General features: G+C 39.1%; 6 protein-coding genes. 5 read left to right on the forward strand and 1 reads right to left on the reverse strand.

What is annotated here, in order from left to right; genetic code table 11:
• Positions 1 to 243: 243 nt before the first annotated feature.
• From SJY28_RS06005 to SJY28_RS06025, 5 genes are all read left to right on the forward strand, one after another.
• Positions 244 to 6,381 carry a DNA repair ATPase gene (locus tag SJY28_RS06005; RefSeq protein ID WP_379543809.1) on the forward strand — a complete coding sequence of 2,046 codons (6,138 nt, stop codon included), beginning with the start codon at positions 244 to 246 and terminating at the stop codon, positions 6,379 to 6,381.
• 251 nt (positions 6,382 to 6,632) lie between these two features.
• Positions 6,633 to 6,803, forward strand: a complete 171-nt coding sequence (locus SJY28_RS06010; RefSeq protein ID WP_379543810.1) for a DUF2256 domain-containing protein — start codon at positions 6,633 to 6,635, stop codon at positions 6,801 to 6,803.
• A gap of 51 nt (positions 6,804 to 6,854) precedes the next feature.
• Positions 6,855 to 7,001 (forward strand): DUF2256 domain-containing protein, encoded by a 147-nt coding sequence (locus SJY28_RS06015; protein WP_379544938.1) that lies wholly within the window; start codon positions 6,855 to 6,857, stop codon positions 6,999 to 7,001.
• Between the two features lie 304 nt (positions 7,002 to 7,305).
• Complete coding sequence (locus SJY28_RS06020) at positions 7,306 to 7,632, forward strand: hypothetical protein (RefSeq protein WP_379543811.1); 327 nt, start codon at positions 7,306 to 7,308, stop codon at positions 7,630 to 7,632.
• Between the two features lie 9 nt (positions 7,633 to 7,641).
• The gene (locus SJY28_RS06025) at positions 7,642 to 11,001 is read left to right on the forward strand and encodes a hypothetical protein (protein ID WP_379543812.1); all 3,360 of its coding nucleotides are present in this window, start codon (positions 7,642 to 7,644) and stop codon (positions 10,999 to 11,001) included.
• Positions 11,002 to 11,399: 398 nt separating this feature from the next.
• On the opposite strand, the gene SJY28_RS06030 is transcribed toward SJY28_RS06025, so the two are convergent.
• A complete protein-coding gene (locus SJY28_RS06030; RefSeq protein WP_379543813.1) occupies positions 11,400 to 12,329 on the reverse strand; it encodes a bile acid:sodium symporter family protein in 930 nt (309 codons plus the stop codon).
• Between the last annotated feature and the right edge of the window lie 187 nt (positions 12,330 to 12,516).

A 12,516-nucleotide genomic window follows, 5' to 3' on the forward strand; every position in this document is an offset into this window, starting at 1 on the left:
TAGCCTGTCATTTAGGAGGCAGGCTGAATCTAACCAACTTGTTCTATACATCTTCATAGAGCGATAGCCAACTTATTATTAATAATGAGTTGGCTAATCTAAAAAATCAGCAGTGATGAATCGTTTTTTTAGATTAGCCAAGTGCTTCTTTACTTTCGATGATCTTTATCTCAAATAACTTCTTATTTTCCTTATTGCCAAAAAATTCTCTTATTATGTAAAAACAGAAACGGACGAGCAACAATGGCGGACACGCAAAACCTAACCACTCCAGATAGCAATGACAACCCTAATGCTAGTCAAGCAAGCCAAACTGATCAGGCGGTTGCCTCGGGCAATGCTTATGAGCTCATCAAAAAACGTTTGACAGAACAAGGTGCTCGTTTAGAGCAACAGACGGCCACGCTAAATACTGCACGCCTTGAAGAGTTCGGCAGTACTCAAATGCAAGTCATCGCCCGTACGCGTATCCGTACCGAACATAACTGTGTGGCGCAGGATATGGTGCAAGTAGGCGAATATCTACTGTTTGGCTACAACGTTTTTATGGGACTCAAACGTGCGAGCAATGTTAAGGATGTATTGTCGTTATATCGTCTGAACGAGCCAGCTGGTAATGAAGAAGAGTATCAGCTCGAAGAGGTTGACCTAAAAGGCACTTTTTTGGATCAATACGCCTTTGTCCAAGACTTCAATGAGCTGTATCGATATTACAAGCAAACGCGCCTGATTCAAATAACGGTGAAAGACAGCAAATTGCTATTGGCATTTCAGATTGGTGAGCGCATCACTGATATTCGAGTGTTCCGTTTTGCGTTAGATTTTAGCCAAGGTACGCCAGAGTCGGCACAAGTCGCTTATGTGGACAATCGAGGCGAGCGTGACATTGAACTGCCGCCTGCTTATGATTTTGACTGGATTGAGACCACACGCGATCAAATGGTGAATGGCAAGTATCCCCATATGAATATCTTAGACACGATATTTGTAGAAACGGTTGGTGGTGATTTGACCATTAAGATTGAGGACAATACGCAATCCGGTCAGGGTATTTATAGCGAACCAGTTAATGACCGTACCCAGTCGCTGACGGATGCTGAGATTGCGTATGCCAAAGTGGGCAGTTTAATACTGCTCAAAATATTGCCCTATCGTGAAGAGGACTACCGTTATTTTGTTTATAACACCTTGACCGAAGCGGTGCTGCGTTTGGATGCGATTGGACAATCGTGTGTGCAGCTACCAGAAGACCACGGCATCATATTTCCGGGTGGCTACTATTTGCAAACGGGCGAATATAAACTGTTTGATGCCAATAATGTGGACGCCAAAGACTTAAAGTTCAAACGCAAAATCATATCGCCAAATGGGGAAGACGTTCTATTTTTATTTTATGACAGAGACTTGGGCGTCACGGGGTTGTTTCCTTATAATTTGATTAAAAAGCAATTAGCAAACCCTATCTATTGCAACGGTATGGCTTTGGCTGAGAATGGCCGTTTGGTGCTGTTTAGCGATCAAAGTGAGCCATCTCGTATTCACCCGATGCAGATATGGCATACCCCTTATGCCTCACACGAGTATGTGAGTGAGCTGCCAGAAAGCACGAGCTTCTATGGCAAAATCGGCAATAAAGAGCTGGTACGTGGTATCTCAGACCTGTATAGCATTACTCGCCTGATTGATAATCAAAGTGTCTCTCAAAAGCTCTATGAAGAGTTGGCTGACAATACCAGTCGTCTCTTTGACAGCTATTATTGGCTGTCTGAGCCTGAGCTGAGCGAAGTCGCCAGTAGTATCAAGGAAGTGACGGCCACGGCTGAGCTTGTCATCGATGAGTTCGCCAAAGTACAAAGTATCCAAAAGCAAACCCAAACTGCGCTAGCCGATGCTGATACGCAGCAAAGTGAGATTTTGCGGCAGATACGCGTTACTAGCTTTGAGTCTGCCAGTGATTATGTCGATCAGTTGTCAGCATTAAGACGCCAAAAAGGCCGTTTGGTTAGCTTGGAGGATTTGCGCTATCTAGATGCCGATAAGTTACAAGCATTGCAAAAGCAATTAGAGGAGGCAGAAAGCGAGCTGGCTGAAAAAACGGTGCTGTTTTTAAGCGGCGAAGAAGCGCTATCAAGCTACGAAGGCATATTGGTCGATGTCAGCGAGCGCTTGAATACCGCTGAAACCAATGCTGAACTAAAACCCGTACTAGAAAAAATCGATGAAACAGCGCAAGGGTTAGATCTATTAACCGAGTTGCTAGGGACGCTAGATGTGGCCGATGCCACGGTACGTACGCAAATTATCGATGACATATCGACCATTTATGCCAGCCTGAACCAAAGCAAAGCAAAGCTTAATCATAAACGCAAAAATTTAGGCTCAGCGGAGGCTGTCGCGCAATTTGGTGCGCAGTTTAAGCTGTTTGGTCAATCTATTGCCAATGCATTATCCATTGCCAATACGCCTGAGAAATCAGACGAGCAAATGGCAAAGTTATTGGTACAGTTAGAAGAGTTAGAGAGTCAGTTCGCTGATCCAGAAACCAATAGTGGCGACCAGTTTTTAGCAGATATCATCAGCAAGCGTGAAGAGATTTACGAAACCTTTGAAAACCATAAGCAGCAACTGCTTGATGCTCGTAATCGCAAAGCGCAAAATTTAGGTGATGGCGCGCTGCGGATGCTTGAGAGTATTAAAAAACGCACGCAAAGCACAGGCGTCACAGGCTTTACAGAGGAAGAAGCGTTAAATACGTATTTTGCCGCTGATGGTCTGGTGCAAAAAGTCCGCAACATCGCAAAAGAACTGCAAGCGATGGGCTTTAGTGTAAAAGCCGATGACATCGATGCGCGTCTAAAAGCCATTCAAATCGAGAGTTATAAGAGTCTAAAAGACAAGTCGGACTTGTTTGAAGATGGTGGCCAAATCATCAAACTGGGTAAGCATCGCTTTTCGGTTAATACTCAGCCATTAGATTTGACCTTATTGAGTCGTCAGCAGTCAGATGGCAAGCGTGTGCTGAATTTGCATCTAACGGGTACCGACTATTATGAAGTGCTTAATAATGCTGAGCTAAACGCCTTGCGCCCGTATTGGGATATGAATACCGCCTCCGAGTCTGACAAAGTATACCGCGCGGAGTACTTGGCCTATAGTATTATCGAAAGTGCTAAAAATAGCCAAAATGGACTAACCGAAGCCCGTCTATATCAAGCATATGATGCGACTATCATTACCCTAGATGTTAATGGTGATATTGATAATGACAGCTCATTGTCTAAACTGGTTAAAGCTTACGCCACCCCTCGCTATCAGCTTGGCTATGACAAAGGCATTCATGACCATGATGCCACGCTATTATTGATGCAAATATTGCCGACACTGCGTGAGGCAGGGCTACTGATTTATACCCCACAAGTACGTGCCCTGGCTCAGTTGTTTTATTGGCAACTAAATATTGTACAAGCGCTTGGTTTAGACAGCTTACGTCAATTTGGTTATGACGCTTGGTTAAATGAATCAGTGCTGACACGCGCAAATAACTGGACGGATAGAGCGGCTACCGCTGAGCAATTGCGCCGTGCATTGGGCAGTGATACGGCCAAATCTTTGCTGGTTGAAGACATGAGCCAAGTGATGCGTCATTTTGTTATGGCTCATAATGACGACAGTCTTAGCGCTGATAAAGAAGGTAGCGTTGATAACAACGCCAACATTTTCAAACCAAGCTACGTTCAGCTTGCTTGTGAGTACTTGGTGAGCGTCATGGGACAGTCGGCTGAAACCAATGCCGGCGCACATAACACAATAAAATGGCAAACCAGCCAACAAGCGCAGCAGTTGTGTGAGCAGCTAAGCCAAACGTTGAATAGCAGCGCTGCAGGCAGCACGCAAAATACTGCTAGTTTTGACCAATTGCAGTCCTCAATCGGCAAGCTTGGCTTTCAGCCCAAATCAGCCTATGAGCTACTAGCCACATGGTTCCATGCACTACTTGATAAGACTTATGGTGGGACAGAATCGGTTAACGTAGCGACTGATGGCACGGATGAGGCAGGCGAGGCACTCAGTGAAGAGCAGCTTGCTGAGAGTAAAGAAAAAGAAGCGCTACGCAAGCAACAGCTAGAGAGCGGCCGTCATTATGTGCCAGAAGCCATTGCCGTCTTGCTTACCCAGTTAAATGATGCTCAGCGTGAAGCTTTGGTGCAACGATTGATTGATTCAGGTGCTACTTTTAATAAAGGGGCTTTTAATAAAGGGCTAAGTGCTAAAGGAGTAGGCAATCAAGGCGCAAGTACCACGCCATCGGCCTTGTCATTTTCTTCAATCACCTCGTCGCCAGTTTCATCGACTACATCATTGACCAGTATTAATAACCCGCTTAATCAAGTACAGAGCTTTGAGCGTAGTACGGGTAAGGTATCGCTTGAGATACAAGTCAATAACCTGCTGGGTGAGCATATACGTATTCATCAGCAGACCTTAACCTTTGCCGTTGATGATTTCTTAAATCGTTTGCATCATCATGATACCCAAGTTATCCCTGCCTACAGACGTTATCTGGCCATGCGCTCAGAGATATTGCATGACTCAAAAGAGACGTTGCGTCTGGATGAGTTTATGCCGCGTCCACTGTCTTCGTTTGTGCGTAACCGTCTGATTAACGAGAGCTATCTGCCACTTATCGGTGACAATCTTGCCAAACAGATGGGCACGGTCGGCGAGGATAAGCGTACCGATTTGATGGGTATTCTCATGATGATATCGCCGCCAGGTTATGGTAAAACCACCTTGATGGAATACGTGGCAAATCGTCTTGGCCTTATCTTTATGAAGATTAACTGTCCGTCACTTGGTCATGACGTCACCTCATTAGATCCAGAAAAAGCACCAAATGCTACCGCCCGAGAAGAGCTGAATAAAATCAACTTGGCATTTGAGATGGGCAATAACGTCATGCTGTATCTCGATGATATTCAGCATACCCATGCAGAATTTTTGCAGAAGTTTATCTCACTCGGCGATGGCACACGCCGTATCGATGGTGTCTGGCAAGGCAAAACCAAGACGTATGACATGCGTGGCAAAAAGTTCTGCGTGGTCATGGCAGGTAACCCATATACTGAAAGTGGTGAAGCTTTCAAAGTGCCTGATATGCTTGCCAACCGTGCCGATATCTACAATTTAGGCGATATCATGAGCGGCATGGAAGAGGTATTTGCACTCAGTTATATCGAAAACTCGCTGACCTCTAATACCGTCCTCGCACCAATGGCCAACCGTGACTTAAGCGATGTGCATCGTTTGATTAAAATGGCAAAAACAGACAATGCTAACCTCGCTCAAGCACAAAGCAGCGATCTGACGTATCCGTATAGCACCTCAGAAGTTAACGAAATTATCGCCATCTTGCGCCATATGTTTAGGGTGCAAGAAGTCATTTTGGACGTCAACCAAGCCTATATTGCCTCCGCCTCGCAAGATGATAAATACCGCGTTGAGCCGATATTTAAGCTACAGGGCAGTTATCGTAATATGAATAAGATGACTGAAAAGCTGTCGGCGGTCATGAATGAAGAAGAGCTGAACCAGCTGATAGACGATCATTATCTGGGCGAGTCGCAGCTATTGACCCAAGGCGCAGAGAGCAACTTGCTCAAGCTTGGTGAGATGCGCGGTGTCTTGACCGAAGCAGAAATGGAGCGTTGGGCGCAAATCAAGGCTGACTTCTTACGTAACAAAGCCATGGGCGGTGAAGATGGCGATACGGGCGCGCGTATCGTTGCCCAGTTGGTCGACTTGGCCAGTGGCTTCAATGCCATCAGTAGCCAGTTTGAAAAATACTTAACCAAAAATGACCCAGAGCAAATCGCTCGCTTACGAGAAGCAGGACAGCAAGCGCAACTCGATGCGCAGTTAAACGCCCAATTAGAAGCACAAAAAATCCTTGCTGATAGCGTGATTAATAATGCCAAAGTTGTCAGCGACAGTATCGATAATGGCTTTGAGAAAAGCGTGAGTCAATTGCTGCAAATATATAAGCACGATCACAATGCTGGAAAGGCGGAAGGCGAGTATCTCAAGCAAAACCAAGATGTGCAAAAAGCACTGATGGTACAGTTGGTCAATGCTGTTGAACAACTGGCGCAAAGAATGGCAGATAGCTTGGTTAGCAATAATGATAATCAAACAGCCGATAGCGATATCCCTAATATTCATCAGCAGACCGCATTGATGGCAACTGCCCTCAAGCAAGCATTAGAGCCATTGACGATGCGGATGGATGAGAAGCTGGCGATTGATACCAGCACCGATCAATCAGGTAAGTTAATCGTTAATAGTCTCAATCGCCTAAATAAAATATTTGACGATTATGATTAATAGCTGACGATTAACAACTAATGATTGATTATTAACGCTTATGAGCAATGCTGATGACTTGCACTTATGAACATCACTTATGAATAGCACTATAAATAGGGCTTATGATTAAGAGACAGTGGTAATATAGTCGGCAACAGCTACTTTGGATACAATGACAGCGAGTAAAAGTGCTACAAACAGTAGGTTAAGCAAGACTGACACCGTATCCGATGGTAGTGAATCGACTATATCAAACCAATGAGAAAATTATGGCGCACAAAAAGAAGAACGTCCGCAAAAAACTTTGCCCTGTCTGCGAGCGTGAGTTTAGCTGGACTAAGAAGCTGAATAAAAACTGGGAGAGCATGGTCTATTGCTCAGACCAATGCCGACGGGTGAAAAAGTATGAAGGGCTAGATCATCAAAAAGAAGATAAGTAGGCAGTAAATATTAACCATAGATATTAGATATACGGCACAAGGGGGCAGATGATGGCACACAAAAAAGTAAATTTACCGCAAAAAACCTGCCCCGTCTGCCAGCGCCCGTTTACGTGGCGTAAGAAGTGGGAGAAAGACTGGGAGCAGGTGATTTATTGTTCTGAGCGGTGTCGGAAAAATAAAGATAAATTATACTAGGGCGTGTCCTCATTTTAAAAATGGTGATAAAAATGAGATAAATTGCCGTCAAACAAGGAAAATAGCGCAGATAATATCGAGATATTAGTCAGCTATTTGACGCCATTTGGCAAGATTTAGCCATTTTTAACCCATTTAGATAACTATCGATTGAATTGAGGACATACCCTAAGTTTTAGCTAACATTATATGCACTCATAGTTAATACTTTTAGATTTCCTTGCATATATACACTACAATTACTTGAAAAGTCGGCAATAAGACCTAATTCAATAGAAAATAATTATGTTAAAAAGGAATACTTATGTTAAGTACTATGACAATAAATGTTTTATCGAATACCTGCTATGAGTTTCTAAAGAAGTCAGTAACTTTTTCTAAAGATAAATTCATTTCGTACGTTGTTAAGCAAAATATTATTCAGGATGAAGATATTATTAATAGAATTGCTGACAAGGTAGCAGAGTTAGAACTAAATGATGAAATGAGTGAAAAGTCGATAGAGCGAAAAATCGAGTCGTCAGAGTCATTAGTTAAATTGATTAGTGCAATCCCACCAGCGAATAATCAGAATATTAGCCAGCATAATGTTTATGGCGATAATATTGGTAGAGACAAAATAAATAGGTAAAGGACTATTATGGCAAAAAATTCTACTGATATAGATCGTGAAACTACCACATTAACTCAAAGTAATGTCCATGGTGTTAATGTAGGAGGAGATCAGAAAATATTCAATTTAGGTGTCAATGTTGATAACTTAGATATTATATTACGTTCAATTTTTAACGATATTATTCTTTTAAAGGCGAATGAAGCAAGCAAGAGTATAGGTGTGCTAGCTTCAATTCAAGGAAAAGATGCTAATATAGATAATAGAATAAAGATAATCAAAATATTACTTGATAGCTTTGCAGCACTTAATATCACAGATGAAAATATTGATTTCTTAAAGTGTGTGATGTCATCAACAAATGCAAGTATAGATAATAAATGTATTGCTGCTGCCACCTTCATTCATCACTTAATTCAATCAGATAGAAAAGAAGATGCTTTGAATGTGTACAAGGACTCTGACACCTCAAATTATTATATAAATAGTATCTATATAAGCAACTTGATTGATGAAGAAGGTATTGATAAAGTTATTAGAAAACTTTTCAAACTACCTACATGTGAAAAGTTGATGGTAGCAATGGGTTGTGGGCTATCAGCTAATGAAGAGCAATGTGAATTATTAATCAAAGAGATTGAAACAGGACAAGATTCTTTAGATAAGAGTTTTGTAGTTTTTTGGCTAAAAAGAAGGCTATTTATACTCAAGTTTTCTGAAAATCAGTATTATTTACTAACAGTTAATCAGAAAAATTGGCTATATGGTTTAATAGTTGAATGCGAACAAGCTATAAAACTTAAGAAATATGATGTTAGATATGTTATCAATATATTTTTACCTTTATTTAATTATATAGATTTTAATAAGATTTTATTACAAGCGTGTATTGGGTATGCAGATAAGATCAAACTGATTGGTTATGAATTGTGGTTAAAGCTAGCTTTTCAGTCTGATGAAGTTAGTTGTACTGAACAAGATCTTTGGATATATAGGTACAGAGAGTCTGAGGATAAAAATTTTGTAAACAAAGTAATATTTGAAATAAAAGCTAAGTCAGTATGGACAAATGATGAGGCTAATTACCTTATACATTATGGTAATTTTGATGATATAGATATTCGAAGTATTCGTGTTGAAGGTCAGAGTAATGCTGTATCAGTATTAAGTAAGATCCGTCTTCTAGTTCAGAGTGGACAGTTTGATGAAAATGAGATATTGATAGATATTCAGCGAATTGAGAATATAAAGAATATAACTCTTGAATTTATATTAATAACTTGTCAGGATTTTTTTCAAAAAGGTTTATTCTCGTCAATCAATAAATTACTCAGCAGGATAGTGTATGAGGGTTATGATAATCTTTGGTGTTCACCAATAGTTACTATTTATGCTCAATCTTTATTTAATGCTAAACAGTATAAGTCATTTAATTTTTTACTAAATCAGGTTGATAGTAACAGTTGGAACTCATCTTTTTACTATATGAAAGCACTAATCGCTTTCAATAAAGAAAAAATAGATAAAAGTTTAAAGCTCATCAAGCAAGCTATTATACAAGCGCCTTATACTATAGAGTATTGGCACTTTCATTGCCACTTAATTACAAATGATTTGATAGATCATAATTATCATTTGTTTGGCTTATTGCCAGACGATTTTTTTCAGAAGCCTTGTCTTGAAATTATCCATATCTTGGATGCAATGAGTAAGGTTGGTCGTACGTCTCAAGTTGAAGAAATTCTTTGTGAGTTTTTTATTAAAAGTACAGAAAATTCAAGTATATTGTTGACGCAATTCTACTTAGGTACTATCCCTAAAGGTATTAATTTTGTACCTTCTCAAACAGTTAAGAATGTCGTCAAAGCTATTAGGTATAGAAATTATGATAAAGTCTATGAGAAGCTTATAATTGATAGTGATGATGTAAGTGTTAATACAGAATATGTTCTTTCAAAAGATACAGAGCTAGCTAGAAGTCTCCTCTCTCTCGAAACTGATAATACGATTTCAAATCACTTTGGTGAATTGACTTTGCTTGAAGAATACCCACCTCTTGCATTAGCCTTTCAAATTAGTTTAGAGATCCGCCAAAGTATTAATGATGGCAGTGATCCTTTTCGTTCCATTCCAGCTGACATTAACGATATTGAAAAGTTAAAAACTCGTATATTTAATATTATTAAGCTTAATAAAAATGAGGAAATAATTAAGGATCAAGAGATACCTTACTTCTTAAAAGCTCACTTCTTATTTAATAAGGAGATGGTTCGTTCTGCACTTTCTTTAATGCAAAATGAGTATACGGCAGGTCAATTGTCCACTTTTGATCATGGAGTGGCTAGTAAAGAGTTTATAGTAGATGTTCACTCTTTTATTTATCTAGTTTTGACAGGTTTATTTAAACCTTTGATTGAGAAAAATTATCAGTTATTAATCAGTGAAGAAACTAAGAAATTAATTAGGTTTTGGCTGAGCAGTATTGAAGATAATAAAGATAAAGAAGGTGGGATTAGTCAGATAAATGAGAGTGATTTTAATATTGTCAGTAATCATGATATATATAGTATGACTTCAACTTTGAGAATAAACGTCAAAAAATTGCTAACTTGTACAAAAGTTTTATCAATATTAGATATGGATCTACCATTAGGTTTAGTTAGGGTTACCAATCAAGACTATATGGATATATCTTTATCTTCAAGCTTGGAAATAGCAGCTGCTCATGATAAACCGATCTTAGCTTTAGATATGTTACTTGCTCAATACGTCACTGGGTTAGGTGTAAAGCTTCTTAATTCAAGTGATTTGGTTTCATCGTTAACGAAAACAATGGAATTGGAAGATAAAAAGAATGGTTTAGCTTGTTATGCATTTTATGGGTTGCCTTTCAACGTATTATTCGACGATGTTAATAAGCTCCTTCTTGAAGGAGGCGATGATAACTATTATTTAATATCTAATATTATAAGAAAGCCTAAATTACAAGATTCTGAATATAACTTTAATTTTTTAAAGAATATCCTAATCTTAACGTTAGATAGATTGTATTTATCGTCTTTAGTAATTAGATTGCAATACAAAATTGAAACGAGAGCAGCTTTGATTTGCCTGATAAATAGTGTTTTCTGTGCGGTTTTGAATATAGGTAGTCAGGTAAAAGCTGAAAAGAGAATTGCGAAATTAATATATGATTCTATGAATGATAAATTTATTCTAAGTAATACTAGGAAGCTATTGATACATTCGGTCTTCATTTTTTGTAAGGGTCATTTTTTATCAATGATTGATGTAGTTAATGAGATTAAGTTGTTGGAAGAAGGGTTGTTTAAAAAAATAAAACAAGGTGAAGTAGATACTGTCAATACTTTTCCAATAGTAAGGTAAATTTATTGTCTCCTATATTCAATATGAATAACTTTAATAAGAGGTTATGTAAAGGTTATTGTTTTTTCTAAAGTAGCATTGTTTAAAACATGATAAGTTCCTGTAGAAGCATTATACAAATTCTAGTTATGGTTATATTAATAGGTATAGTATAGTAGACTAATGTTTAAAAATTATTAGGACAATAGGAATAGGTTAAAACTTAGCTATCCCTTCGTCGTCTATATTAGCTACCTAAGTAACATATGGTATCAAGTATTTCTTTAAACTACTTAAATGAAAACTAGCTTTAAAAATTCAAATGCTTTTCAACCTTTATTTTTAATATAAACTTTTAACTAGCCATAATTGTTTCCATTGATTCTGAATTATTCCTATTTAAGTAACCAATAAAACCCCTACCTACCATCTCTCTTAGCAAAAATATTCGCAACCAACGCACCGCTAAAGTTATGCCACACACTAAATATTGCACTAGGTAAGGCAGCGACAGGGTTGAAATAAGTTGCCGCAAGGGCAGCGCCTAGACCAGAGTTTTGCATGCCCACTTCTATCATAATCGCGCGGCGTTGTTTCTCCGTAAAGCCAGACAAGCGAGCGATTACATATCCCAAGGTATAACCCGTCATATTGTGTAAGGCAACCACGATAAATACGATAGCACCACTATCTAAGATGGTCGCTTTAGACACGGCAACCACTGCCGCTATAATAATGGAGATACCCAATACCGACACCATCGGTAATACCTCGGTAACGAACTCGATCTTTTTACCCAAAAATTTATGAAAGATAACACCGAGTAAGATAGGTAAGATGACAATTTTAGTAATGGTCATCATCATACTGGCTAGGTCGATATCGATCAGCTGACCGGCAAACACATTTAATAGAATCGGGGTCAAAAAAGGTGCCAGTAGGGTAGAAATAGAGGTAATCGCCACACTCAATGCCACATCACCTTTGGCTAAGAACGTAATCACATTACTAGAAGTACCACCCGGGCAACAACCAACCAAGATAACACCGACAGCTATTAAAGGATCGAGGTTGAAAATTACTGTCAATAAGTAAGCGATAAGAGGCATTAGCGTGAACTGTGCCAATAGCCCAATCAATACAGGCTTTGGTCGTTTGACAATTTCCAGAAAATCTTCCGTTTTGAGCGTCATGCCCATCCCAAACATAATGATGCCAAGTATTGGGACGATTAAAAAAGCCAATGATGCAAAAAATTCAGGAAAAATAAATCCCAAAACAGCACTGACCAATGCCCAAATTGCAAAGGTTTTGCCAATCCAACTAGAAAGTAATGCAATCTGATTCATAGCCTATCTCAAAATAATAAAGTAGACAATAATCTAGCATGGTTATTGTTAGCAAATGATGAAAGTATTTTGCTATGAACGTAGCGATAAGTTTGCTGATGGTGGGCAAAATAGAATGCCATAAAAAATGGCTTACCCATATTAAATGAGTAAGCCAGAAAAGAACTATTAGGTTTTTATAATTGCA

It is taken from the genome of Psychrobacter sp. R86515, from assembly GCF_042466315.1.
Taxonomy (GTDB): Bacteria; Pseudomonadota; Gammaproteobacteria; order Pseudomonadales; family Moraxellaceae; genus Psychrobacter.

Coding starts and splice junctions, on each gene's coding strand:
- SJY28_RS06005 (WP_379543809.1), top strand. CDS start 244: ATGGCGGACACGCAAAACCTAACCACTCCAGATAGCAATGACAACCCT.
- SJY28_RS06010 (WP_379543810.1), top strand. CDS start 6,633: ATGGCGCACAAAAAGAAGAACGTCCGCAAAAAACTTTGCCCTGTCTGC.
- SJY28_RS06015 (WP_379544938.1), top strand. CDS start 6,855: ATGGCACACAAAAAAGTAAATTTACCGCAAAAAACCTGCCCCGTCTGC.
- SJY28_RS06020 (WP_379543811.1), top strand. CDS start 7,306: ATGTTAAGTACTATGACAATAAATGTTTTATCGAATACCTGCTATGAG.
- SJY28_RS06025 (WP_379543812.1), top strand. CDS start 7,642: ATGGCAAAAAATTCTACTGATATAGATCGTGAAACTACCACATTAACT.
- SJY28_RS06030 (WP_379543813.1), bottom strand. CDS start 12,329: ATGAATCAGATTGCATTACTTTCTAGTTGGATTGGCAAAACCTTTGCA.